Source organism: Pseudomonas sp. NBRC 111139 (genome assembly GCF_001753955.1).
Lineage (GTDB): Bacteria > Pseudomonadota > Gammaproteobacteria > Pseudomonadales > Pseudomonadaceae > Aquipseudomonas > Aquipseudomonas alloputida.
In genome coordinates, this window is record NZ_BCBP01000016.1 from 56,631 (window position 1) to 79,923 (window position 23,293).

22 protein-coding genes and 1 pseudogene are annotated in these 23,293 nt (G+C 64.0%); 14 read left to right on the forward strand and 9 right to left on the reverse strand.

The genetic code is table 11. From position 1 onward, the window contains the following. Positions 1–40: 40 nt before the first annotated feature. The 4 genes and pseudogenes from BJQ17_RS02120 to BJQ17_RS02135 all read right to left on the reverse strand — a co-directional run. Positions 41–166 (reverse strand): annotated as a pseudogene (locus BJQ17_RS02120) (general stress protein); the annotation flags it as partial. Positions 167–370: 204 nt separating this feature from the next. After that, a complete protein-coding gene (locus tag BJQ17_RS02125; RefSeq protein ID WP_070095487.1) occupies positions 371–1,654 on the reverse strand; it encodes an NTP/NDP exchange transporter in 1,284 nt (427 codons plus the stop codon). Positions 1,655–1,658: 4 nt separating this feature from the next. Next, positions 1,659–2,570 (reverse strand): aldo/keto reductase, encoded by a 912-nt coding sequence (locus BJQ17_RS02130; RefSeq protein WP_033726648.1) that lies wholly within the window; start codon positions 2,568–2,570, stop codon positions 1,659–1,661. Between the two features lie 89 nt (positions 2,571–2,659). Further along, on the reverse strand, positions 2,660–3,523 hold the full coding sequence (locus tag BJQ17_RS02135) for a Dyp-type peroxidase (RefSeq protein WP_060537320.1): 864 nt from the start codon (positions 3,521–3,523) through the stop codon (positions 2,660–2,662). Positions 3,524–3,707: 184 nt separating this feature from the next. Between BJQ17_RS02135 and BJQ17_RS02140 the strand changes: the two genes are divergently transcribed. Continuing rightward, complete coding sequence (locus tag BJQ17_RS02140) at positions 3,708–4,601, forward strand: bile acid:sodium symporter family protein (RefSeq protein ID WP_014862019.1); 894 nt, start codon at positions 3,708–3,710, stop codon at positions 4,599–4,601. Between the two features lie 40 nt (positions 4,602–4,641). Here the strand turns inward: BJQ17_RS02140 and BJQ17_RS02145 are convergent, their stop codons facing one another. Further along, positions 4,642–5,109 (reverse strand): sterol desaturase family protein, encoded by a 468-nt coding sequence (locus BJQ17_RS02145; protein ID WP_014862020.1) that lies wholly within the window; start codon positions 5,107–5,109, stop codon positions 4,642–4,644. A gap of 398 nt (positions 5,110–5,507) precedes the next feature. On the opposite strand from BJQ17_RS02145, the gene BJQ17_RS02150 reads away from it, so the two are divergent. Then, a complete protein-coding gene (locus tag BJQ17_RS02150; protein WP_054888314.1) occupies positions 5,508–6,221 on the forward strand; it encodes an MgtC/SapB family protein in 714 nt (237 codons plus the stop codon). Positions 6,222–6,238: 17 nt separating this feature from the next. Further along, the gene (locus BJQ17_RS02155) at positions 6,239–6,742 is read left to right on the forward strand and encodes a GNAT family N-acetyltransferase (RefSeq protein ID WP_070095440.1); all 504 of its coding nucleotides are present in this window, start codon (positions 6,239–6,241) and stop codon (positions 6,740–6,742) included. 52 nt (positions 6,743–6,794) lie between these two features. Here BJQ17_RS02155 and BJQ17_RS02160 read toward each other — a convergent pair whose 3' ends face one another. Next, positions 6,795–8,354, reverse strand: coding sequence for a sensor domain-containing diguanylate cyclase (locus tag BJQ17_RS02160; protein WP_070095441.1), 1,560 nt, complete (start codon positions 8,352–8,354; stop codon positions 6,795–6,797). A 152-nt stretch (positions 8,355–8,506) separates the two neighbouring features. Between BJQ17_RS02160 and BJQ17_RS02165 the strand changes: the two genes are divergently transcribed. Continuing rightward, the gene (locus tag BJQ17_RS02165) at positions 8,507–9,007 is read left to right on the forward strand and encodes a DUF4142 domain-containing protein (RefSeq protein ID WP_014862024.1); all 501 of its coding nucleotides are present in this window, start codon (positions 8,507–8,509) and stop codon (positions 9,005–9,007) included. Positions 9,008–9,015: 8 nt separating this feature from the next. Further along, on the forward strand, positions 9,016–9,267 hold the full coding sequence (locus BJQ17_RS02170) for a hypothetical protein (protein WP_004374436.1): 252 nt from the start codon (positions 9,016–9,018) through the stop codon (positions 9,265–9,267). 122 nt (positions 9,268–9,389) lie between these two features. Here BJQ17_RS02170 and BJQ17_RS02175 read toward each other — a convergent pair whose 3' ends face one another. The 3 genes from BJQ17_RS02175 to BJQ17_RS02185 form a co-directional block, all read right to left on the reverse strand. Further along, a complete protein-coding gene (locus BJQ17_RS02175) occupies positions 9,390–10,376 on the reverse strand; it encodes a DNA-binding protein (protein WP_070095442.1) in 987 nt (328 codons plus the stop codon). A 345-nt stretch (positions 10,377–10,721) separates the two neighbouring features. After that, complete coding sequence (locus BJQ17_RS02180) at positions 10,722–11,678, reverse strand: aliphatic sulfonate ABC transporter substrate-binding protein (RefSeq protein WP_070095443.1); 957 nt, start codon at positions 11,676–11,678, stop codon at positions 10,722–10,724. A 16-nt stretch (positions 11,679–11,694) separates the two neighbouring features. Then, the gene (locus tag BJQ17_RS02185) at positions 11,695–12,660 is read right to left on the reverse strand and encodes an ABC transporter substrate-binding protein (RefSeq protein WP_070095444.1); all 966 of its coding nucleotides are present in this window, start codon (positions 12,658–12,660) and stop codon (positions 11,695–11,697) included. A gap of 200 nt (positions 12,661–12,860) precedes the next feature. Here BJQ17_RS02185 and BJQ17_RS02190 point away from each other — a divergent pair, with 200 nt between their 5' ends. The 9 genes from BJQ17_RS02190 (at position 12,861) to BJQ17_RS02230 (ending at position 23,238) form a co-directional block, all read left to right on the forward strand. Next, on the forward strand, positions 12,861–13,751 hold the full coding sequence (locus tag BJQ17_RS02190; RefSeq protein ID WP_004374429.1) for a LysR family transcriptional regulator: 891 nt from the start codon (positions 12,861–12,863) through the stop codon (positions 13,749–13,751). Positions 13,752–13,945: 194 nt separating this feature from the next. After that, entirely contained in the window at positions 13,946–15,079 is a 1,134-nt protein-coding gene (locus BJQ17_RS02195; protein WP_004576246.1) for an acyl-CoA dehydrogenase family protein, read from the forward strand. Then, the gene (locus BJQ17_RS02200; RefSeq protein ID WP_070095445.1) at positions 15,076–16,020 is read left to right on the forward strand and encodes a D-isomer specific 2-hydroxyacid dehydrogenase family protein; all 945 of its coding nucleotides are present in this window, start codon (positions 15,076–15,078) and stop codon (positions 16,018–16,020) included. Before BJQ17_RS02195 ends, BJQ17_RS02200 begins: the two co-directional genes overlap by 4 nt. Positions 16,021–16,036: 16 nt before the next feature. Next, positions 16,037–16,831, forward strand: a complete 795-nt coding sequence (locus BJQ17_RS02205; RefSeq protein WP_004576248.1) for a class II aldolase/adducin family protein — start codon at positions 16,037–16,039, stop codon at positions 16,829–16,831. 73 nt (positions 16,832–16,904) lie between these two features. Continuing rightward, positions 16,905–18,524: an ABC transporter substrate-binding protein gene (locus BJQ17_RS02210; RefSeq protein WP_070095446.1), complete on the forward strand. Its 1,620-nt coding sequence runs from the start codon at positions 16,905–16,907 to the stop codon at positions 18,522–18,524. Next, entirely contained in the window at positions 18,521–19,471 is a 951-nt protein-coding gene (locus tag BJQ17_RS02215) for an ABC transporter permease (RefSeq protein WP_004374422.1), read from the forward strand. Before BJQ17_RS02210 ends, BJQ17_RS02215 begins: the two co-directional genes overlap by 4 nt. A gap of 1 nt (position 19,472) precedes the next feature. Further along, the gene (locus BJQ17_RS02220) at positions 19,473–20,381 is read left to right on the forward strand and encodes an ABC transporter permease (protein ID WP_070095447.1); all 909 of its coding nucleotides are present in this window, start codon (positions 19,473–19,475) and stop codon (positions 20,379–20,381) included. After that, positions 20,378–21,997 carry an ABC transporter ATP-binding protein gene (locus tag BJQ17_RS02225; protein WP_070095448.1) on the forward strand — a complete coding sequence of 540 codons (1,620 nt, stop codon included), beginning with the start codon at positions 20,378–20,380 and terminating at the stop codon, positions 21,995–21,997. The genes BJQ17_RS02220 and BJQ17_RS02225 overlap by 4 nt, the downstream gene beginning before the upstream one ends. A 140-nt stretch (positions 21,998–22,137) precedes the next feature. Then, positions 22,138–23,238, forward strand: a complete 1,101-nt coding sequence (locus BJQ17_RS02230) for an LLM class flavin-dependent oxidoreductase (protein ID WP_004374416.1) — start codon at positions 22,138–22,140, stop codon at positions 23,236–23,238. Positions 23,239–23,293: the final 55 nt, after the last annotated feature.

Genomic DNA, 23,293 nt, shown 5'->3' on the forward strand with positions numbered 1-23,293 from the left:
ATTGCAGTGCCAGGTCGCCCCGGCACTGCGCCTTGGTCAGTTACGAACGGCCGCCCTTGTGGCCCGACTCGCGGTCGTGGGGCATGTTGCCGCCCGAGGACTGGCCGCCCTTGCGACCGGCTTCGGAAGCTTTTTCACGGTCATTGGCGAAATTGCCCGGGTTCTTGTTACCGCCTTGGCTGCCTTGTTGATTGCCGGTGCGGCTGTTGTCTTTAGTGGCCATGGTGTTCAAACCTCATATGACTTCGGAATGCACGGCAAGATGCCGTACACAGATTCGGAGTTCGGCGATATCGGCAGATTCGCTTTATTACGAGAGGTTCGGACCGGTGGCGTTAAATAAACGGCATCGCCGTATTTGGTGCGCGTGTCAGTGGTGCGGCGGGCGATCCATGCGCGCCTGGCGCCGGCCCAGCCAGCCACCCGTCGCGGCCCAACCCACGGCAAGCAGCGCGCCGATCAGCATCGCCAATTGTGGGTGCTCGCCCATGACGTCCAACCCACGCTTGACCCAGCCGCTCAGCGCATCGCCACCACGGTAGACCACCGTGTCGATGAAGTTCTTGGCTTTGTACTTGTCCTCGGCGGGCAGCACGGTGAACAGCATCTCCCGCCCTGGCCGTACCAGTGCGTATTCACCTGCCCGGCGCACCACCATCACCACCACGAACAGGGCAAACACCGGGGCCAGTGCCAGCCACAAGAAGCCGACAGCCATGACCAGCGGCACTGCAACCAGCAACACACCGACACCCAGTCGACGGGCCAGGCGCCCGGTAAGAAAGACCTGGGTGAGGATGGCCAGGGCCTGCACAACCGTGTCGATCAGGCCGAACACCTGTGTCTGCCGGGTGCGGTCAGTGAAGGTTTCGCTGACAATACGCGCCTGCTCGAAGTACAGGAATGTGCTGACGCTGGCCAGCAATACCACGAACAAAGCGATGCCTAGCAGATAGGGCGAGCGCAGGACGGCGGTGGCGCCGGTAAACGGGTTGCCACCCAGTGGCCGCGCGTCCTGATGTTCGGTTTGCATCGCAATGGGTTGACGGGCTCGCCAGCGTTGCAGGAACAGTGTCGCGCCGATACTGCCCAGCAGAAATACCGCCGCCAGCACCAGTAACCCGGCATGGCCGAGCGGCGCCACCAGCAGGGTGCCAAGCAGGGGGCCACTGAGCCCACCCAGGCTGGCCCCGGCTGCCAGCAGGCCGAACAGCCGCTTGCCTTGGGCGGTAGAAAACAGATCGGCAAGCACGCTCCAGGCCAGCGAGATCGTCAGCAAATTGAACACCGACAGCCAGATATAGAACGCCCGGGCGGTCCAGAGATCGTCAGGGTTACCGGCCAACAGTGCCGCGAACAGCAACAGGTTGCTGGCGAAAAAACCATAAGTCCAAGGCAGGATATGCCTGCGCTGCACCCTGGATGCCAGCCAGCCAAACAGCGGCAGGCACGCCAACGTGGCAATGAAGGTGCCGGTGAACAGCCACTGCAGGTTTTCCACGCCACCGGCAACGCCCATGGTTTCGCGCACCGGGCGCAGCATGAAGTAACCGGTGAACAGGAGGTAGAACAGCAGCAAGCCGGCGATGACCGCCGGCCCCTCACCAGGCTGAATGTTCAGCCCTTGGTCCAGGCGCCGCCGCCAGGCTTGCATCATCTCAGGCAAACTGCGTGATCAGCGCCTGTTGCTGCGCCGGGGTGAGCATTGGCTCATGCCCGGCCTTGAGCTGATCGAGCTGGCGGTCAGGCCGACTGGTAGCGGGGATGACCGTGGTCACTGCCGGGTGGCTGATGGCGAACTTGAGAAACAGCTGTGCCCAGCTGCCGATGCCTGCTTCGGCGGCCCAGCCCGGCAAGGCCTGGCCCTTGACCCGAGCGAACAGCCGACCATCGTCGAAGGCCCGATTGATCAACACCGCAACGCCCTTGTCCTGGCACAGCGGTAGCAGTTCACGGGCAGCGTCAGGGGCGTTGACCGAGTAGTTGATCTGGATGAAGTCCAGCGGCTCGCTTCGCACGATACGCGCGACGTCGTCGTGGCCACTGTTCAGGTAATGGGTGATGCCGACATAACGCGTGCCGCCCTGCTGCTTCAGCTCGCGGGCATAAGGCAGCTGGGTCTGCCAGTCGCGCAGGTTGTGAATCTGCAGCAAGTCGACCTTGTCGGTGCGCAGGCTCCTGAGGCTGCCGGCCCACTGCGCTTGGGCTTCAGCCCGGCTATTGGCGGCGATCTTGGTGGCCAGGAAGCACTGGCGGTGCCAGCCGCCCTCTTCCAGCAACTGGCCGAGAATGCTGTCGGCGCCCCCGTAGTTGGGCGAGGTGTCGATCACCCGGCCGCCGCCTTCGAAAAATGCCTTCAGCACCGTTTTGAGCTGAAGGTACTGGGGCGAACCGCTTTCTACCTCGAAACTGCCCGAAGTACCGGCACCGATCACCGGCAATGCTTCACCGGTGGACGGGACTTTACGGGCCAGCAAACCCGCCGGCACGGCAGCGTGCAGCCAAGGGCTGGCGGCGGCCAGCAACCCCAATGTTGCACCTGCGCGTAGGACTTCACGACGTGCGTACATGGAAAATCCCCCGTCATGAATCGGAAACTTTCAAGCCTAGCCGCTCTGTCCCTTGCCTGCGGGTGTTTCTGTATCTGGATGTTTAGAGATCAGGCCCGCAGCAAGGAGCTCAGATCGACACCCGTCTCGCTCATTGGCGGGCACCAGTAGTAGCCCCCCGTCAGCGGGCGGCTAAAGCGGTACAGCCCGTCGATGATGCCGTCTTCCAGGCCACTCATGCGCCGCAGCTGCACTTCGAATGCCTCGAAACTCTTGCCCAGCGCGACAAAGGCCAGGCCGGCGCCGCGTTGGTCGGCCCAGGCTACCGAGCGACGGACCATGAACGCCTCGGGTTCAAAGCTTTCCTGGGCGGTGCGCTTGACGTGCGCGGACTCGGGGGCGTCGTCGAGTTCTTCGTTATCGCTCAGGCGACGGCCGATGATGTTGTCCTGGTCTGCCTGGGGCAGCGACTTGAAGTATTGCAGGTCGTGCTTCCACAGCTGGAACGCGGCAAAGCTGGCGCCATCTGCGGCAATGGCCGCTTGCACCGCCTCTTCGTCTACCGGGTTTTCGGTGCCGTCTTCATAACCGGTAAGGTCATGGCCGCCCCGGTGCAGGAAGCCATCAACGCTGTCGGCCAGGCCCAGCGCGGGAGCCAGCGCCTGCTCCAGGGCCTGGGCGCGCAGCAGCAGGTCGCCACGTTCGTCGCCACGCAGCCACAGCCACAGGGCGTGTTGGGTGCTGGGGTTCTCCACCGCAGCATCCAGCAGCGGGAACGGGCGCAGGCCTGGTATTTCCCGGCCCAGGGCCTTGGCCAGGGGGGCGCCTACGCCCAGCAGCAACTGTTTGCCATCGACCTGCGGCAGCAAGGCATCCAGCGCGGCAGGCAACGCCTCGGGCGACTGCAGGGTGAAGAACAGGTGACGGGCGTGGGCCGGCACCGGGGTGGCAAGCAGACCTTGCTGGAACGGCATATCAGGCTAATCCTAAGGTAAAAACGGAATGCTACTTCGCCTGCATGCCTGCTGCAATGCGGCATGCAGCCTCGCCAGCCGCTGCGCGTAGTAACAAACGGTTACCAAGAGCTGGCCCTTTGCAATTAGCTATCAATCAAGGCCGACCTACACTGCTTCAGATCCTTCGCCCGAGATCTCCCTCATGACCGCCTCGCCCCTGCTCACTGCGTTTCTGCCGCTTGCACTGGGCATCATCATGCTTGGCCTTGGATTGTCGCTGACCCTGGCCGACTTCGCTCGCGTGGTGAAGTACCCAAAGCCCGTGGTGGTGGGCCTGGTGTGCCAGATCCTGCTGTTGCCGCTGGTGTGCTTCCTGATCGCCAACGGCTTTGGCCTGGAATCTGCCCTGGCAGTGGGGTTGATGCTGCTGGCTGCTTCGCCGGGCGGTACCACGGCCAACCTGTTCAGCCATCTGGCCCACGGCGACGTGGCGTTGAACATCACCCTGACGGCGGTCAACTCACTGATCGCGATCCTGACCATGCCGTTGCTGGTGAACCTGTCGCTGAGTTGGTTCATGGCCTCGGACCAGGCTATTCCACTGCAGTTCGCCAAGGTCATGCAGGTGTTCGCCATCGTCTTGCTGCCGGTGGCGCTGGGCATGCTGATTCGCCATTTTGCCCCGGCGTTCGCTGCGCGCATGGAAAAACCGATGAAGCTGGTGGCTGCGCTGTTCCTGGCCTTCACCATCGTCCTGGCACTGGCCAAGGACTGGCAGACAGTGGTCGAGTACGCACCGGTGGTGGGCCTGGCGGCGCTCCTGTTCAACCTGCTGAGCCTGACGGTGGGCTATTGGGTGCCGCGGCTGTTGAACATTCCCAAGCGCCAGGCGATTGCCATTGGTATGGAAATTGGCATCCATAACGGGACCTTGGCGATTGCCCTGGCGTTGAGCCCTTCGCTGCTGAACAACGCGACCATGGCGGTGCCGGCTGCGTTGTACAGCTTGATCATGTTCTTTACTGCGGCCGGGTTTGGCTGGTGGGTGAGCCGCGGGCATGTGACGGCAGAGCCCAAAGGTGAAACCGTGAACTGAGGTCACTCAATCCCTGCAGGTACGGCCTGCCAGGCGTGCGTCATGATGGGCTGCGCCTGCTGCGCAGTTGCTGCTTCAACACCTTCAGCGGCGGCGCATAGAAGAACCCGAACGACACGCTCCCCGTGCGCCCCTTCACCGCATGGTGCAGGCGGTGTGCGCGGTGCAGGCGTTTCAGGTAGCGGTTGACCGGCCGCGGCTTGCGCGGCCAATGCCGGTGAAAGAAACCGTCGTGGGCCAGTACATACAGTGCGCCATACCCTGCCACACCACCGCCTACCCACTGCAAAGGCGCATAACCACTTTTGCCCAGCGCCACCAGCGCCGTGGCGATCAGCCCCAGGGCCACCAGGTACAGGTCGTTGGTTTCGAGCATGCCCAGGTGTGGCTCATGGTGCGATCGGTGCAGCCACCAGCCCCAGCCATGCATGATGTACTTGTGAGCCAGCGTACCAACGCCCTCCATGGCCACCAGGGTGCCGAACAATACGGCGAGATTGAACAGCATGGAACGGTCCGGGTGATGGCAAAGGGAGGCGCAAGGTTACCGGCTGCCCAGGTTTTTTTCCATGTGGGCGTGACCGGCTGCAGGCCGTTCACGGATGAAGCCATTGTCATGTGTTTGCCCTTGACCTGCTCTGCCCTGCGGCGTATGGTCCGCGACGCAATTTTGCCTTCCTCAACAGGAGACCTGCCTTGGACAGTAGCCCCAGTCGCTTGCGACAGGCCCGCGTGGCGCGCTAGCCCGGCAGTGTTCTGCACTGTCTGGCCGCTCTGGCAAGACGGTGGTTTCCTGTAACCCCCGCTTCTCCTTCCCTCCTCGTGGTCCTGCGCAATTTTCTGGTTATTTCAACCGCGCCAACTGATGGCGTTCATGCGGGCGTGTGCCTGCGGAAGAGGTTTGCTATGGATTGGAAAGTATTTCTGCTGCGCGTCAGCATTGCCCTGGTGCTGGGGGCGCTGATCGGTGCCGAGCGGCAATTGCGCCAACGCCTGACTGGGCTGCGCACCAATGCGCTGGTCAGTACCGGTGCCTGCCTGTTCGTATTGATGACCCAGGCGGTGCCAGGCATGGCGCCTGCCGATGCGTCGCGCGTCGCAGCCTATGTGGTGTCGGGCATCGGCTTTCTCGGCGGTGGTGTCATCATGCGCGATGGTTTCAATGTACGTGGCCTGAACACCGCGGCCACCTTGTGGTGCACGGCTGCGGTCGGCGTGCTGTGCAGCCTCGGGCTGATGATGGAGGCGGCGCTGGGTAGCCTGGTGGTGCTCTGCGCCAACATCTTGTTGCGTGATATCGCCCAGCGCCTCGACCGTCAGGATGTAGTGCCGGCCAGCGAGGTGGAACAGCATTTCGAAGTCCGCATCGTCTGCCGCGGCGAGGATGAGATCCAGGTGCGTAGCCTGATGTTGCATAGCCTGGGCGACCCACAACTGCGCCTGCAGTCGTTGCAGAGCCAGGACCTGGACAACCCTGCGCGCCTGGAAGTGCGCGCCGAGCTATTGGGCACCACGCAGGCGCCGGCGCAATTGGAGCGCCTGGTCAGCAGGGTCAGCCTGGAGAAAGGTGTAAGCTCGGTGCGCTGGCAATTACAGCCGCAGGTGCTGGCGACGGATTAGAACGACAGGAGTGACTCATGCTTATCCGCCCTACCCTTGACCGGGACATCACGTCGCTGCCGGACGTCGAGCGCTCGGCAGCCCAGGCTTTTGTCAGTTGGCCGGCACTGGCCTGGCTGGCGCAAGGCGAAGTCATGGATTGCGCGGCGCACAGGGCTTTCGTCGAGGCGGGTGGTAGTTGGGTGGCGCAGGACCCGGCTGGGCGCATTGTGGGTTTTGCCTGCGCGCGGCTGGCGGATCAGGCATTGCACCTTCATGAAATATCGGTTCGCCAGGAGGCCCAAGGGCAAGGTGTTGGGCGCCGGTTGCTGCAGCAAGTGGTCGATGCAGGGCGCTGCGCCGGTGTGCGCGAGCTGACGCTGACCACCTTTGTGGATGTGCCGTGGAATGCGCCGTTTTATGCCCGTTTAGGGTTTGAGATGCTTCAGGAAAGCCGGCTTTGCGAACGACTCCAGAGCATCCTCGCCAGCGAACATGCTCACGGTCTCAGCGGGCGTTGTGCAATGCGTCTGGGGCTTTAGCGTTTCATCGCGACGCATGGCGCCTGCGCAATCTCCATCCAGGTCAGCAACCCTACCCCGCCGCCACATTTCCCGCCACGCAATACCCATCCCGCCCCTGCTGTTTGGCCTGGTACAACGCCCCGTCCGCCGCCGCGACCAGCACCTCGGCAGTGACGCCCTCCCGCGCCAGGTCGACCACCGCGATCCCGGCACTGAACGACACCCTCCCCAATGGGCTAGCGGCATGTTCCAGTGCCTGTCGGCGCACCAGCTGCTGTAACTCCTGCACCAGCATTTCCGCCCCGCGGCCATCGGTATCGGGCAGCAACAGCGTAAACTCCTCCCCACCATAGCGCACCGCCAGATCGGCTGGCCGTTTCAAGGCCTGCTGCAGCACTTCGGCAAAGCGTCGCAAGCATTGGTCGCCAGCCGGGTGGCCGTAGCGGTCGTTGTAGGCCTTGAAGTAATCCAGGTCTAGCATCACCAGCGCCAGGGGGTAGCCTTGGCGCCGTGCACGGCGCAGCTCAGGTTCGAACACCCCATCCAGCCGCCGACGGTTACCCAGCCCGGTAAGGCTGTCGGTCAAGGCCAACGCTTTCAGCGTCTGGTGAGCCTGGAGCAGGGCCCGCTCGATGGCGATCCGCTCGCGCAGTTGGCGCAGCACCACCCCGCCAAACGCTGCCAGCCCTACCAACAACAGCAGCAATACCGCCACCGACTTGATCGCATCGTACCGCCAGGGCGCGACAATGGATTCACGCGACAGCCCCGCCTCCACAACCAACGGGTAGCTGGACAACGCGCGGTAGCCATACAGCCGAGGGGTACCATCGACGACCGCTACCGCCTCGGCTACCCCTTCTGTGGCATACGGCAAGTGGTTGCGGAAGATCTCACTGTTGGCAAGACTTCGGCCTATCACCTGTTCCACGAACGGGCGCCGTACCAGGAGGGTGCCGTCGCGCTTGGCCAGCACCAGCGCGCCGCGTTCGTCGATCTTGAAGTCGCCGTAGTAACGCACGAACCACTCCACTTTGATGGTGCCGAGCAATACGCCGGCGAAGCTGCCGTCGGCATACTCCAGGCGCCTGGAAATAGGAATGATCAGGTCGCCGGTGGAACGGCTGCGCACCACCGAACCGATACGTACACCAGGGTCGGTATGGCTGCGGTGATAGGCGAAGTAGTCCCGGTCGGCGTTATTGGCGTTGGGCGGGATTGCCGCCTGATCAGTGACGATCCAGCTGCCGTCCGGGCCGTAAACGAAAAGCCCGTGCAACTGCGGCATGATGCTTTTTTGCTGGGCCAGCAAGGCGTGCAGGCGGGGCCGGTCGATGTGATCGAAACCATCGCCTTCCAGCCGCTCGGCCAAGGCTGCGGTAATGGCGTCGACCTGGCGGATAGCGTCCTCGGCGTGCTGCGCCGTGGCTCGGGCCAGGTTGCTGACCATGTTCTCGGCATTGTTATAGGCAAAGCGGTAGTCGCGCCAGATGCGCCAACCTTCCACCAGTACAAATGCCAGCATCACCACCAGCATGAACGCCAGTACCAGGCGGAACAGCGCCACCGCGCGGCCCTCGCCACTTATGGCGTAAAGCCCATCGTCGTCCTGTTTCCTGGCTGCGCACATTGGAATCCCTGGCCGTACCGCGTTCGCCGTCTTCACTATAGTTCAGCGTCGCACGGTCGGAACCGGCGGCAAAAAAGATTAAACCTTTGCCCCGCCTTCCCCCTCAACCGTACGCGACATTGAGGTCGCGCCACGGTTTAAAGGAGTGAAGCATGAAGAGTCTCTTCATCAGACGCGTTGGTTTTTCCATGGTGTTGGGCCTGGCATCGGTGCAAGCAATGGCCGCGACTTCCGATGATTTCGTCGATGCGGCCACCGAAGCCGGCATTGCCGAAGTGGTGACTGGCAAGCTGGCTCAGGAGAAAAGCCAGAACGCCGAGATCAAGACATTCGCCCAGCAAATGGTCACCGACCACACCCAGGCCAACCAGAAACTCGGCGACATTGCCCGCAAACTGGACATTTCGGTTCCGGATGAAGCCGCGATGACCGACAAGATCAAGAAAATGATCCTGGAGTGGCGCGATGAGTCCTTCGACAAGTCGTACCTCAACAACCAGGTCGACGCTCACGAAAAAGCGGTGGAGCTGTTCAAGAAAGAGGCTGCATCGTCCGACAAGGCTGAACTGAAGGCCTTTGCCAGCGAAACGCTGCCCAAACTCGAACAGCACCTGGAGCAGGCCAAAGCCCTTCAGTCCAAGCACGGCAAGTGAGGCCGCACATGAGTAACGATGCATTGAAGACCGAAGTACTTACCCGCCTGTTGCATGCGCACCCCGAAGGGCTAGGCAAGGAAGTACTGGACAACTACCGCGGCGAAAAGGCGGTGGCCGGCATGCTCAAGACGTTGCAGGAAGCCGGTTTGATTCACGACGGTAGCGTGGCGGTAAGCAGTGATCACCAGATCAGCGTGCACTACCCGATCAAGCTGTCGGCGGCGGGCGTAGAGGCCGCCAGGCGCGCCGAAGGCTGACCGTTGCCTGTTGTGGCCGTCGCCGGCAAGCCCGTTCCCAAGGGATAGCACATGGCTTGCCGGCGATAAAGGCCAGCAATCAGGAAAGACAGGGAAGAAACCACCCGCCAGGAAACGTCTGATTAATCTGCGAGCGGGGCCAACTGCGCGCGACACTGCGCCAGCGCCTCGTCGCGTGCCTTCAATTGTTCCTCAAGCCACTGCAACTGCCGCGCCTGCTCGGCGCACACGTCGCGCCTGGTTTCAAGGTTCTGGGCTTGCACATCCAGCTGCCGGCGCATCTCTTCGCTGGCGCCTTGTGCCTGGGCCAGGATCGTGCGCAGGCCTTGGATCTGCGCATCGCGTTGTTCCAGCAACTCATCCTGCGCCCGGCATTCACTGGCCGCCTGACGATGCTCTCCCAGCAACCGCTCATTGTCACGGTGCAAGCGGGTAAGTTCGTCCTGCTTGACGATCATGCCCTGCTGCATCTGGCGTAATTCCACCTGCATCTGCTGCAACTGCGCTTCGTGGCGGCGCTGTTCCTGCTCACGCTGTTCACGGCTGGCATTGCGGTAGTGCTCCAGGGCGTCGCGGGCATGGCGGTGCTTGTCCTCCAACGATTTGACCTGCTCGTCCTTGTCAGCCAGGCGCACCTGCAACTCACCCAGCGACTGGTTGAGGCTGGCACTGCGCAGCTGTTCGGCTTGCAGCGTGCGCTGCGTGGACAACAGTTTTTCTGTCTCTGCAGCCAATGCCGCTGCATCGATCTTGTGTTGCTGGTGCGCTGCAGCCAGTGCCTGCTGGGCGATTTCCAGCTGCGCCTCAAGCGTCTCGCGCTGTTGCGTGAAGGTGCTCTCGGCCTGCTCGATCTTCAGGTCGGCCTCGTCCTGCAGCTGGGTTGCCAGTTGCCCAACCAGGCGGCTCAGCACATCACTCAGCGCGACCCCGCCTTCGGAAGCCACCGGCTGCTGGCCGTTCAGTTCCTTCAGGTAGCGGTGAATCGTGGTTTTGGAGCCGGTATTGCCCAATTCGATACGTATGGCATCGATGCTGGGGTTCTCACCCCGGGCGATCAGTGCCTGACGCGCCTGCTGCACTACCACCTTGTTGATGCCGCCACGGGCCATGCTTGCTCCTACGATTTTGTACTGTGTTATGTAACATGTAATTACGTACCAATTATGGCGATAGAAAACCCCGCCTGCAAACATTTCCTCAGGTGGAATAATCACGGCTTATCGTATGTGAGCATGCAAATTGCTCGAATGAGAGGAGTCAGCAAGTGGTGATGAGGTATTGCAGGGTAAGCACGACGATTCCAGTCACTGGAGCACGCGGAGAATGAGCTGTGAGTCCGGTTTGTCGAGGAGGCTCAAGGCATCGTTGGGTTGTGCTGGATCCACCGGAGAAGGCGGTGCCCGCGCGGTGCGGGCACTGCAGCTGATTTTCAGTGGTACTTCTGAAACACCACGCTAGTTGCTAGGCGGCTGATACACGTCCACCGCACTGGTATCCACCGCCTTGGGTAACAACCCCTCGCGATAGAACGCGTCGGCAATCCGTTGCTGCTCGGTCAGGTTGTCCAGCTTCACCGGCTGCACATCGTAACTGCGCCGGGCGTTGGCCTGCTGCACCGTGGCGCTGTCCAGATTCCCCCACAGCGGGCCAAGGATGCGGGCAGCGGCCTCGGGGTTGGCCTTGGTCCAGGCGCCGGCTTCACGCAATGCCAGGTACACCTGCTGCAATACCTCAGGATGTGCCTTGGCATAGTCGCTGCCGGCGAGGTAATAGCGCTGGTAACTGGCCAGTTCGCTACCGTCGGCCAGGATCCGTGCGTTCTGCTGACGCTGGGCGCTGGCCACGTAAGGGTCCCAGGTTACCCAGGCATCGACCTTGTGGTTCTCGAAGGCGGCGCGGCCGTCGGCGGGGATTAGGTACGCCGGGGTGATGTCCTTGAAGGTCAGCCCAGCCTTGGCCAGGGCCTGGATCAACAGATAGTGGCTGCCAGCGGCTTTGGTCACCGCCACACGCTTGCCTTTGAGGTCGGCCAGGGTCTTGAGCGGTGAATCCGCCGGCACCAGGATCGCCTGGGCGGTCGGCGAAGGTGCTTCCCGGGCGAAATAGGTCAACTGGGCGCCTGCCGCTTGAGTGAATACCGGCACGGTGTCGGCAACGTCCGCCGAGAGGTCGACATTGCCTAGGTTCAGGGCCTCCAGCAGCGGCAGACCGCTGGGGAACTCGTGCCAGGTCACACGAATGCCCTCGGCCTGCAGGCGCTGTTCGAGGCTGCCCCGGGCCTTCAGCAGGGTCAGCAGGGTCGAGGACTTCTGGTAGCCGATGCGCAAGGTCTGCTCGGCGCTGGCAAGGCTTGGCAGCAAGGCGCTGGCGAGCAGCGCCAGGCCCAATTGACGCAGGGGTTTAAAGGTCATGGGTACGTCTCCGGGATCAGGGTTGCGCTGCAAGCTTGGCGGCGGCGGGAAGGGTGAAACCGGTGGCAAAGGTCGGGGCCACATTGAGGCGCTCGGTCATCAGGCCGTGGGCGTGGTAGAAGTCGGCGGTGTCCTGCTGCTCGGCTACGGTTTGCGTGTCGATTACCTGCCAGCGCAACTGCCGACGCTCGAATTGCAAGCGGGCGGCCTCTACCGGAAAGCCAATGATCGCTGCCAAGGTTCTCGAGTAGGTATCCAGGTGTTGGTTGGCCCACACCTGGGCTGCGGCCAGGCGGTTGAGATAGTCCTGCAGCGCCGCACGACGCGCAGGCTCCTCCAGCGCCTTGTCGGTGGCGGCAAGAAAACTGTTGCCGCTGGACAGGCCGCGACCGTTGACCAACACACGGCCCTGCCCACTCAACTCGGCCAGCGCTGTGTAAGGCTCCCAGGTCGACCAGGCATCCACCGAGCCGTTGGCCAGGGCGATCTTGGCGTCCACCGGCCCAAGGAAACGGAACTCCACGTCCTTCTCAGTCAGCCCTGCCTGGGCCAGCGCCTTGAGCGCCAGGTGGTGCCCGATCGACCCTCGCCCGGTGGCGATGCGCTTGCCCTTGAGCTCGGCTGCACTGCGCAGCGGCGCCTCCGGCCGCACCAGCAACGCCGTGCCATAAGGGTCGGACTTGTCCACTGCGATGGCCTTGACCGGTGCTCCGGAGGCCAGCACGAACAGCAGTGGCGCATCACCAATGATGCCGGCGTCGATCGCCCCAGCGTTGAGCGCCTCGGCCAGCGGCGCGGCGGCGGGGAACTCAGCCCAGCGTATATCGTAGGGCAGGTCGCGCAGAGCGTCGGCGGCCTCCAGCTGGGCGCGCATGTTACCCTTCTGGTCGCCGATGCGCAGGGTCAGGCGCTCGCCGGCGCCAGCATGACCGGCCAGCAGCAGGGCAACGGCAACGGTCAGCAGCTTCGTTCGGATGGACATGATGCTCCTCGGTGTCTTGGCGGGCGGCCTCATGCGGCCCGGGTCAAGCGACTCTAGCGAGATCCTTCAAATAAATTAAATTGATTTTAGGAATAACCTAATATGCGTTTTGTCTTCTAAAATCATCCCGATGGCACTGCCCTCCAGTGCGATGATGCTGATGCCAGATTTTTTCCCGTTCGACCCAGAGAGCGCCGATTATGAAAATCGATGATATGGACGCCTTTGTCGCCGTCATTCGTTGCCAGTCCACCAACCTTGCCGCCGAGGCCCTGCAACTGACGCAGCCGGCCATCACCCGCCGGCTGCAGAATTTCGAGGAAGACCTCGGCGCCACCCTCCTCGACCGCAACACCAAGCCGCTCAAACCCACCCCCATGGGCTTGCGGGTCTACGAGCAGTGCAAGGCGATCCTGCGCGAAATAGACTCACTGCGTGAACTGGTAGCCAACGATGGCGCGCCATCGGGCACCTTGCGCCTGGGTGTGCCGCAGACGTTGGGCGACGTTGTGCTGCTCGACGCCCTGGCACAGATCCGCGAGACCTACCCTCAACTGCGCACCCAGGTCACCAGCGGCTGGGGCAGCAGCCTGATCGCGCGTATGGAAAATGGTGAGCTGGACGCTGCGGCGGCACTGTTCCCGCCAGGCAAGATTTTCCCCGAAGGGATCGCCAGCCAGTCGATCGCGCGCATGCCGCTGAAGGTGGTCACGGCCAAGGGCGGCGCCGGCAAGCGCAGTTACAAACTCAAGGACTGCTACACCCGCGGCTGGGTGCTGAACCCGGATGGCTGTGGCTTCCGCGCCGGGTTACAACGGGCATTGAGTGAGCAAGGGCTGAGCCTGTCGATCAACCTGGAAACCTTCGGCACCGAGTTGCAACTGGGGCTGGTCGCCAATGGCCAAGGCCTGGGACTGGTTCCCGAGCCGCTGCTGCAGACCAGCCGGCACCGCAATGCGCTGGATGTACTGAATATCAGCGATTTCAAGCCGCAGGTGGATCTGTGGCTGTTCCATCCGCGCTACCTGGGTAATTTGCAGGAGCCAGTGGAGCTTTTTGGTGAGGTGGCGGGACATCGATTGCTGGGTTGAGATCACTGGCCTGTGCAGCCTTGTGTGGCGAAAGGGTTGCAATACGGCCCTAACTATAAATGCAATATGCGCATAACCAGAAAGATACTAAATTAGAAAAACTAATAATTAGCATAGAACTAAAAAGACTTTTACAGCCTTCATCCATACGAATACGGTCTTAAGCAGTACACCGTCATTCAGGGATGAGCTTCATGAGTCAACCGTCCGACAGCGCGCTCGCCGAGCTGACGCAGGCCCTCGCAGCTAACGCCGAGCGCTACGACCGCAGCGCCCAGTTCCCCCACGACAACTTCCACTTGCTGCACCGCCACGGGCTGCTCGCCCTCACCGTACCCCGTGCCCTCGGCGGAGGCGGCGCGGACCTTGCCAGCGCCCGCCGGGTGATCGGCGCGGTCGGCAAGGGTGACCCGGCCACCGCGCTGATCCTGGTGATGCAATACCTGCAACATTTTCGCCTGCAGGACGAAGCACGCTGGCCCGAGCCTCTGCGCCAGCGCGTGGCTTACGATGCCGTGCGGCACGGCGCGCTGATCAACGCCCTGCGCGTCGAACCTGAACTGGGCACCCCGGCCCGTGGTGGCCTGCCCGCCACCGTGGCGCGCCGCACGGCCGAAGGCTGGCGCTTGAACGGGCGAAAGATCTACTCCACCGGCAGCCACGGCCTGACCTGGTACCTGGTGTGGGGCCGCAGCGACGACACCGACCCGTTGGTCGGCGGCTTCCTTGTGCACCGCGACACGCCTGGCATCACGATCATCGATGACTGGGACCACCTGGGCATGCGCGCCACCTGCAGCCACGAAGTGCGCTTCGACGATGTGCTGATTCCCCTCGACCACGCCGTCAGCGTCAGCCCCGCCAGTGCCCCGAAGGCCGAACTCGACGGCGAGAGCCTACTGTGGATGGCGGTGCTACTGCCGGCCGTATACGACGGCGTGGCCCGCGCCGCGCGCGACTGGCTGGCGGGCTTTCTCAAGCAGCGCACACCTTCCAACCTGGGGGCGCCGCTGGCCAGCCTGCCACGCTTCCAGCATGTCCTGGGCCGCATCGATACCCTGCTGTTCGCCAACCAGAGCCTGCTCGACGGTGCCGCCGCCGGGCACATCTCACCCCAGCATGCCGGGCAGCTCAAGCATCTGGTCAGCGCCAACGCCATCCAGGCCGTGGAACTGGCCGTCGAGGCCGCCGGCAATCCCGGGCTGTCGCGGCGCAACCCGCTGGAGCGCCACTACCGCGATGTACTCTGCAGCCGGATCCACACCCCACAGGACGATGTAGTGTTCGGCCAGGTCGGCCGTGCCGCGCTGACGGAGGTACAGGCATGAACCACTCGATCATCGCCAGCCAGCTCGACGACCAGGCCAACCAGCACCTGCGCGAACACTTGCCAGGCCATGAAGTCATTGATATCGCCCCCGACCAGTTGGCTGTCGAAGCCCCCGCCGATGTGTTCATCCTGCGCCCGATCAATGTGCGTGGGCGACGCGTAGGCACCCCGCCACCCGGGTGGCCCTGGGGCCTGAAGTGGGTGCAACTGGTGTCTTCGGGCATCGACTTCTACCCCGACTGGGTGTTCCAGGGTGCAACGGTAACCAGCGGCAAAGGCGCCAATGCCGAACAAGTGGCCGAGTTTGCCCTGGCTTTGGTGTTCGCCGCCGCCAAGCAACTGCCCGGTCTGTGGGTCAAGGACGCCGACTGGCGCCTGACCCCGCTGGCACCTTTGCGTGGCCGCACCCTGGGCATCCTCGGCTTCGGCAGTATTGGCCAGAGCCTGGCGCGCAAGGCCGTGGCCCTGGGGCTTCGGGTTCTGGCCCTGAGCCGCCCCGGCCAGGCCATCGCCGATATCCCTGGCGTAGAACGTGTGGCCGACCTGCGACAGCTGTTCGCCGGCAGCGACCATCTGGTGCTGGCCGCCCCGCTCACTGTGGCCACCCGTGGCCTGATCGACCGCCAGGTCCTGGCCTATGCCCGCCCCGGCCTGCACCTGATCAACATTGCCCGCGGCGGCTTGATCGACCAACAGGCCCTGCTCGACGCCCTGGACAGCGGCTTGATCGGCCGGGCCAGCCTGGATGTCACCGAACCCGAGCCACTGCCGGCAGGCCACCCTTTGTACCACCACCCACGGGTGTTCCTGTCACCACACACCTCGGCCATTTCCGAGGACGGCTACCCGGCCTTCCTCGACGCCTTCATCGCTAACTTCCACCGCTACCGCGAGCAGGCGCCCCTGGCCAACCTGGTCGACACGGCGCGCGGCTATTGATTACCGGAGAGCACCCATGAGTCCACTGTCTGCCGTCACCACCAGCACCTACAACGTACGCGACCGGGTCAGCGCCGAAGAGTGGGAGGTGCGGGTCAAGCTGGCCGCCGCTTACCGTCTGGCTGCGCTGCTGCGCTGGACCGACCACATCTACACGCACTTCTCGGTCCGCGTGCCGGGGCCGCACGAGCATTTTCTGATAAACGCCTTCGGCTTGCTGTTCGACGAAATTACCGCCTCCAACCTGGTCAAGGTCGACGTCGACGGCGCAATCATCGACGACCCGCTGGGGCTGGGCATCAACCAGGCCGGCTACGTCATTCACAGCGCCATCCACCGCGCACGGCCTGATCTCAAGGCTGTGCTGCACACCCATACTCGCGACGGCGCGGCGGTGTCCGCCCAGCGCGACGGGTTGCTACCGATCTCCCAGCATGCCTTGGCCTACTACAGCCGCGTGGTTTACCACGACTACGAAGGCGTCGCCCTGGACCTGGACGAGCAAGCACGGCTGGTGGCCAATCTGGGCGACAGCAACATTCTTATTTTGCGCAACCACGGGCTGCTGACCGGAGGTGTCAGCGTGGAACACGCGTTCCGTGAGCTGCATGGGCTGGAGCGGGCCTGCAACATCCAGGTCGCCGCCCAGGCCGGGGGCAACGACCAACTGTTACATGCCTCAGAGGCGGCGATTGCCAAGGTGCATGAGCAGTCCAAACGGTTTTCCGATGGTCAGGGGGAAGGCATCCAGCGGCATTGGGATGCGCTGATTCGGCAGTTGGATCGCGAGGGTCGCGATTACCAGGACTGACTCTAAGGCACCTTTTGCCTGTTCCTGAATTGGCCGGAACAGGAGAGCCCCCATTCATTGAAGGACGAATCCCATGCCCCCACTGCACCAGCTGTTCGCCATCGGCACCCTGGCCCTGGCCCTCACCGCCTGCTCGCCGGCCGACAACACCTCAACCAGCAAGACCCTCAACATCGCCTTCTGGGGTGACAACACCACGCTGGTCAGCGTCGACCCCTTTCAGGTCTACTGGCTCGAACACCGCGTGCTGCTGCGCAACGTCGCCGAGTCGCTCACTGACCAAGACCCGCAGACCGGCCGCATCATTCCGTGGCTGGCGAAAACCTGGGAGGTCGGTGCCGATGCCCTGAGCTACACCTTCCACCTGCGCGAGGACGTCACCTTCAGCAACGGCGAACGCTTCGATGCTCACGCCGTGAAAACCGCCTTCGACAGCAACAAAGCGTTCGCCAGCCAGTTGCCGGCCACCTTCGGTGCCACCTACCTCGCCGGCTACGACCACGCCGAGGTGATCGACGACTTCACCGTGCGCCTGGTCCTGGCAAAACCCAACGCGGGCTTCCTTCAGGCCACGTCCACCACCAACCTGGCCATTCTCGCCCCGGCCTCGTACCGGCTGAGCGCGCAGCAACGCTCGCTGGGCAAGATCATCGGTACCGGGCCATTCATCCTCGATCACTACACCCCGGAGGTCGGCGCACGCCTGGTCAAGCGCGCTGATTACGCCTGGCCATCGGCCAACGTGCGCAACCAGGGCCCGGCGTACCTGGATACCGTGGACATCAGCTACATCCCCGAAGAGAGCGTGCGCAACGGCCTGTTCCTGCAAGGCAAGGCCGACATCCTGTGGCCACGCAACCCGTTCTCGGAAGTCGACCTGAAGCTGTTTCAGTCCAAGGGCGCGACCATCCAGAGCCGTTCGCTGCCGGGCCCGGCGCTGAACCTCTACCCCAACACCCGCAACGACCGGCTGCTCGGTGACCGCCAAGTCCGCCTGGCGCTGCAGAAGGCCATCGACCGCACCAGCTACGCGCACACCGTCTACAACAGTGCGTTCCCGGTGGTGAGTGGCGTATACGACGTCACCACACCGTTCTTCAAAGCCCAAGCCGACAAGCTCGCTTACGACCCCAAAGGCGCCGAGCAACTGCTCGACGCCGCCGGCTGGCACAAAGGCGACGACGGCTACCGACACAAGAACGGCCAGCGCCTGACGCTGCGATACAACCTCACACCCGCCGAAAGCGCCGGTGACGTGCTGGTACAGGACCAACTGCGCAAAGTGGGTATCGACCTCAAGCTGAACGTACTGACCCGCGCCGAGTGGGTGACCGGCAACTCGGCAGGCACCTACGACCTCACCTCCACCTACATGACCCGCGCCGACCCGATCATCCTGCAGACCATCCTCGACCCGCGCGCCGCCAACAGCGCCACGCTCGCCACCAACACCTACGAGCCCACCACCCTGGCCAAAGCTCAGGCGCTGTTCGACAGCGGTATCACCGCCACTGCCGACACGCAACGGGCCCAGGCCTACGGCCAACTGCAGGACCTGCTGGTCGACGAAGCGTCGGCGTTCCCGCTGTACGAGCGCGTCTGGCAGGCCGCCACCGCGCCGCGGGTCAAGCACTTCCACTGGACTGCCGAAGGCTTCGCCCTGCTCAGTGACATCCAGGTTGGCCAGCCATGAGACGCTACCTGATCGGCCGCGTCGGCCAGGCCCTGTTGGTGCTGTGGGGGGCTTATACCATCACCTACTTCATCCTCTACCTGCTGCCCGGCGATACCTTGGCGATCATGCTGAGCGCTTCCGGCATGGAAGCCGACGGCCTGTCGCCTGAGGACCTGGCCAAAGCACGCACTTACTACGGGCTGGACAAAGGCTTGTTCGAGCAGTATTTCGACCTGCTGTGGCGGGCCCTGCACGGCGACCTTGGCCAATCGCTGTCGCTGGGCCGACCGGTCACGGCACTGTTGGCCGAACGCCTGCCGCAGACCCTGGCCCTGGCCGGTGCCGCCATCGCCCTGTCGCTGCTGGCGGGTGTCGGCCTTGCCTGCCTGACCGCCTACCTGCAATGGCGTCCACTGAAGATTGCACTGGCGCGCCTGCCCTCGCTGGGCTTCTCGGTGCCGGTGTTCTGGATGGGCCTGCTGCTGCTCCAGGTGTTCGCTTTCGCGTTGGGCTGGTTTCCGGCCACCGGCAGCCAAGGCCTGGCCAGCCTGGTGCTGCCGGCCATCACCCTGGCGATCCCCAGCGCCGCGGTGTACGCCCAGGTGCTGCAACGCGGCTTTCAGGGCGTGTGGCAGGAGCCGTACATCACCACCGCCTTCGCCAAGGGCCTTAGCCGGGCCCAGGTTCAGGCACGCCATGGCCTGCGCAACGCGGCGCTGCCGCTATTGACGCTGGTCGGCCTGCAAGTCGGCAATACGGTGTCCGGGGCTGTACTGGTGGAAACCATCTTCTCGCGCAACGGCGTCGGCCGTCTGGCCCAGGAGGCTGTGCTGCGCCAGGACATCCCCGTAGTGCTGGCGATCGTCGGGGCGTCGGCTGCGGCCTTCGTGCTGGTGAACCTGATCGTCGACCTGTTCTACCCCTACCTCGATCCGCGCATCAAACACACCGTAAGGGTGAACTGAGATGACCCTCGACATCCCCCTGTCACCCCTCGACACTGCGCTCACCGAGCCCCGCCCTGCCGCCACCTGGAAGCGTCGCACGCGTTGGCAGCGCGCATACCAGGTGTTGGCCCCGCTGCTGCGCCGACCCGGTTTCAGCCTGGCGCTGCTGATCGTACTGTTCGCCCTGCTTTGCGCGCTGGCCCCGCACTGGCTCAGCAGCTTCGACCCCTACGCTACCGCGCCCGCAGACAAGCTCAGTCCACCCAGCCTGGCGCACTGGTTCGGCACCGACGAACTGGGCCGCGACCTCTACACCCGGGTGGTGTATGGCGCGCGCCTGTCGGTGCTCGCCGCCCTGCTGGCGGTGGCCATCGCCTTGCTGGGCGGCTTGGGCCTGGGCGTGCTGGCCGGTTTTGCCGGCGGGCGCGTCGAGGCGGCGTTGATGCGCCTGATCGACGTACTGCTGGCCCTGCCCGGCCTGCTGTTGGCCCTGGCCATCGTCACCGCCATTGGCTTCGGCACCGTGCCGGTGGCCATCGCCGTGGGCGTCGGCATCCTGCCCGGTTTTGCCCGCACCACCCGAGCCGAAGTGCTGCGCATCAAGACCCTGCCCTTTGTGGAGGCCGCACGCCTGTGCGGTGCCAGCTGGGCACGCACCCTGCTGCGCCATGTACTGCCCAATGCCTGGAGCCCGGTAGCGGTGCTCGCCACCCTGGACTTCGGCGCGGCCATCCTGGCCACGGCCGGGCTGAGCTTCCTCGGCTTTGGCGCGGCGCCACCCGCCGCAGAGTGGGGCACGCTGATCGCCAACGGCCGTCACTTCCTCATCACCGCCCCTTGGGTATCCCTGCTGCCGGGGCTGTTCGTGGTGGCCGTGGTGTTCAGCCTCAACCACCTGGCGCGCAGCGCCGAGGAGCATGCCCGATGAGCCAGTCCCCCCTGATCGAGGTCCGCGACCTAAGCGTCAGCTACAGCTTCGCCGGGCAACGCAGCCAGGCCCTGCGCCAGCTGTCGTTCAGCCTGGTCCAGGGCGAGACCCTGGCGGTGGTGGGCGAGTCAGGCTCGGGCAAGTCGACCCTGGCCAACGCCCTGCTTGGTCTGTTGCCGGGCAATGCACGCATCGACCAAGGCCAGTTATGGGTCGATGGTGTCGATATGGCGCAAGCCAGCGAACGCGCCAGGCGCCAGTTGCGCGGGCGCACCATCGGCCTGGTGCCGCAAGACCCAATGGTCAGCCTTAACCCCACCCAACGGATCGGCCAGCAAATCGCCGAGGCGCTGCAGCTGGCGCGTGGACGACGCTATCCAGGCCAAGAGGCCGAGGTGCTGGCGCTGCTGGACCAGGTCGGCCTTGACGAGCCGGTGCTGCGGGCGCGGCAGTACCCCCATGAGCTGTCCGGCGGCATGCGCCAGCGGGTGCTGATTGCCATCGCCCTGGCCGGCGAGCCACGGCTGATCATCGCCGACGAGCCCACCAGTGCGCTGGACGTGACCGTGCAGCGGCGTATTCTCGATCACCTGCAACTGCTGGTCGCCGAGCGTGGCATCTCGCTGCTGATCATCACCCATGATCTGGGCATGGCCTGTGACCGCGCCGACCGCCTGTTGGTGTTGAAGCAGGGTGAGCAGGTCGAACACGGCTCGCCCCGGCACATCCTCTGGGGCGCCCAGCAACCCTACACCCGCGCGCTGCTCGATGCCGCGCCGGCCTTCGTGCCACGGCGCAGGCCAGCCGCACCGCGTGGCCAGACGCCTCTGTTGCGCCTGCGTCATGTCGGCAAACGGTTCGAGCTGCCCGGCAACAACGCGCACTACACCGCCCTGCACGACCTGAGCCTTGAACTGCATGCCGGGCAGACCCTGGCGATTGTCGGCGAATCCGGCTCGGGCAAGAGCACCGCCCTGCGCATCGCCCTGGGCCTGGAGAAGCCCAGTCAAGGGCAGGTGGTGTTCGCCGGCGAGGACGTCACCGATTACAGCTGGAGCCAGTTCCGCCCCTTGCGCCGGCGTATCCAGCTGGTGCAGCAAAACCCGTTCGCCGCGCTCGACCCGCGCTTCACCGTGTTCGACAGCATCGTCGAGCCGCTGGTCGCTTTCGGCCTGCTCCGGGGCGAGGCACTAGAGCGCAAGGCGCGCGAGCTGATCACACGGGTGCAATTGCCAGTGCAGTTCCTCGATCGCCTGCCCAGGGAATTGTCGGGTGGCCAGCGCCAACGCGTGGCGATTGCACGGGCGTTGGCACTTGAGCCAGAGGTGCTGCTGCTCGATGAGCCAGTCAGTGCACTGGACGTGTCTGTGCAGGCGCAGATCCTCGCCCTGCTGGACGAATTGCAGCGCGAGCTCGGCATGGCCTATGTGCTGGTCTCCCATGACCTGGCGGTGGTGGCGAGCATGGCAGACCAGGTGCTGGTGCTACGGCGCGGGCAGGTGGTCGAGCAAGGGCCGGCGCTGCAGGTGCTCAGCAAGTCGGCCAGCGCCTACACACGGGCGCTGATCGACGCGATACCAGGGCATTCACGCAGCGTGTTGCCCGTGGCGATTTAACGGTTGTGCCGCGCGGCACTGACGTGTTGCACGGATCGACCCTTGGTGCACATCTGAAAAGAGGTATTGATCATGAGTAAACGGCAGGTCCATCTCGGCGCCATGATCCACGGCGTCGGCCACAAAAGGAGTTCCATTGCATGAGCCTCGAATTCATTGGCCTGATAGGCCCCCATGAAAGCAGCGAATCACAGGCGCCGCGCGGACCGCAGGTTGACCTGGGCTTCATCAAGGCCTTCGCCCAGGCCCAGGAGTACGCCGGCTTCGACAAGGCCCTGCTGGCGGTGAATACCAGCGCGCCAGACTCGATGATTCTCGCCAGCTACGTGGCCGCGCTCACCGAGCGCATCGGCCTGCTGGTGGCACACCGCCCCGGCTTCCAGGCACCGACCTTCGCCGCCCGCCAATTCGCCACCCTCGACCAGCTCAGCCGCGGCCGTGCTTCGATCAACGTGATAACCGGCGGCGACAGCGGTGACCTGCAGCGCGACGGCGACTTTCTCGACAAAGAGGCCCGCTACGCACGCACCGACGAATACCTCGATGTGCTGCGTAACACCTGGACCCAGACGTCGCCCTTCGACCACCACGGCGATCACTACCGGGTAGAGGACAACCTGACCTTGGTCAAACCCGTGGGCAAGCTGCCGGTGTACTTCTCCGGCGCCTCGGACGCGGCGGTAGAAGTCGCGGCCAAGCATGCCGACGTCTACATGATGTGGGGCGAGCCGCTGGAGCAGGTGCGCGAACGCATCGCCCAGGTGCGCAAGGCCGCCGCTCGCTATGGGCGAGAGCAGCACATTCGCTTCAGCCTGTCGCTGCGGCCGATCCTGGGGGCCACCGAGGAGGAAGCCTGGGCCCGCGCTGAACGCATCCTGGCCGATGCACAGCAGCGTATTGGCATCCGCCAGGGCAACCGCCGCGAGAAGAATTTCGGCAAGAGCAACGTGGGGTCCGAACGCCTGGTGCAACTGGCCAGTCAGCGCAAGGTCCACGACACTCGGCTGTGGACAGAGATTGCCGCACTGGGTGGCGGGGCCGGTAATTCCACCTCGCTGGTCGGTACCGCCGAACAGGTCGCCGAAGCGGCGCTGGCGTACTACGACCTGGGCGTGAGCACGTTCCTGTTCCGTGGCTTCGATCAGTTGCGTGATGCCGTGGAGTATGGGCAGGCGCTGATTCCGCGGATTCGGGCGCTGGTAGCAGACCAGGAAGCCGGTCGCAGCACCCGCAGCGCCTGATCTGCACCGGCCTCTTCGCGGCGAAGGCCGATCCTTCAGGTGATTGAAGATCCCT

Excerpts from the sequence above, each read along its gene's own strand:
- BJQ17_RS02125 (WP_070095487.1), bottom strand. The coding sequence starts at position 1,654 with ATGCAAGCCTGGCGGCGGCGCCTGGACCAAGGGCTGAACATTCAGCCT.
- BJQ17_RS02130 (WP_033726648.1), bottom strand. The coding sequence starts at position 2,570 with ATGTACGCACGTCGTGAAGTCCTACGCGCAGGTGCAACATTGGGGTTG.
- BJQ17_RS02135 (WP_060537320.1), bottom strand. The coding sequence starts at position 3,523 with ATGCCGTTCCAGCAAGGTCTGCTTGCCACCCCGGTGCCGGCCCACGCC.
- BJQ17_RS02140 (WP_014862019.1), top strand. The coding sequence starts at position 3,708 with ATGACCGCCTCGCCCCTGCTCACTGCGTTTCTGCCGCTTGCACTGGGC.
- BJQ17_RS02145 (WP_014862020.1), bottom strand. The coding sequence starts at position 5,109 with ATGCTGTTCAATCTCGCCGTATTGTTCGGCACCCTGGTGGCCATGGAG.
- BJQ17_RS02150 (WP_054888314.1), top strand. The coding sequence starts at position 5,508 with ATGGATTGGAAAGTATTTCTGCTGCGCGTCAGCATTGCCCTGGTGCTG.
- BJQ17_RS02155 (WP_070095440.1), top strand. The coding sequence starts at position 6,239 with ATGCTTATCCGCCCTACCCTTGACCGGGACATCACGTCGCTGCCGGAC.
- BJQ17_RS02160 (WP_070095441.1), bottom strand. The coding sequence starts at position 8,354 with ATGTGCGCAGCCAGGAAACAGGACGACGATGGGCTTTACGCCATAAGT.
- BJQ17_RS02165 (WP_014862024.1), top strand. The coding sequence starts at position 8,507 with ATGAAGAGTCTCTTCATCAGACGCGTTGGTTTTTCCATGGTGTTGGGC.
- BJQ17_RS02170 (WP_004374436.1), top strand. The coding sequence starts at position 9,016 with ATGAGTAACGATGCATTGAAGACCGAAGTACTTACCCGCCTGTTGCAT.
- BJQ17_RS02175 (WP_070095442.1), bottom strand. The coding sequence starts at position 10,376 with ATGGCCCGTGGCGGCATCAACAAGGTGGTAGTGCAGCAGGCGCGTCAG.
- BJQ17_RS02180 (WP_070095443.1), bottom strand. The coding sequence starts at position 11,678 with ATGACCTTTAAACCCCTGCGTCAATTGGGCCTGGCGCTGCTCGCCAGC.
- BJQ17_RS02185 (WP_070095444.1), bottom strand. The coding sequence starts at position 12,660 with ATGTCCATCCGAACGAAGCTGCTGACCGTTGCCGTTGCCCTGCTGCTG.
- BJQ17_RS02190 (WP_004374429.1), top strand. The coding sequence starts at position 12,861 with ATGAAAATCGATGATATGGACGCCTTTGTCGCCGTCATTCGTTGCCAG.
- BJQ17_RS02195 (WP_004576246.1), top strand. The coding sequence starts at position 13,946 with ATGAGTCAACCGTCCGACAGCGCGCTCGCCGAGCTGACGCAGGCCCTC.
- BJQ17_RS02200 (WP_070095445.1), top strand. The coding sequence starts at position 15,076 with ATGAACCACTCGATCATCGCCAGCCAGCTCGACGACCAGGCCAACCAG.
- BJQ17_RS02205 (WP_004576248.1), top strand. The coding sequence starts at position 16,037 with ATGAGTCCACTGTCTGCCGTCACCACCAGCACCTACAACGTACGCGAC.
- BJQ17_RS02210 (WP_070095446.1), top strand. The coding sequence starts at position 16,905 with ATGCCCCCACTGCACCAGCTGTTCGCCATCGGCACCCTGGCCCTGGCC.
- BJQ17_RS02215 (WP_004374422.1), top strand. The coding sequence starts at position 18,521 with ATGAGACGCTACCTGATCGGCCGCGTCGGCCAGGCCCTGTTGGTGCTG.
- BJQ17_RS02220 (WP_070095447.1), top strand. The coding sequence starts at position 19,473 with ATGACCCTCGACATCCCCCTGTCACCCCTCGACACTGCGCTCACCGAG.
- BJQ17_RS02225 (WP_070095448.1), top strand. The coding sequence starts at position 20,378 with ATGAGCCAGTCCCCCCTGATCGAGGTCCGCGACCTAAGCGTCAGCTAC.
- BJQ17_RS02230 (WP_004374416.1), top strand. The coding sequence starts at position 22,138 with ATGAGCCTCGAATTCATTGGCCTGATAGGCCCCCATGAAAGCAGCGAA.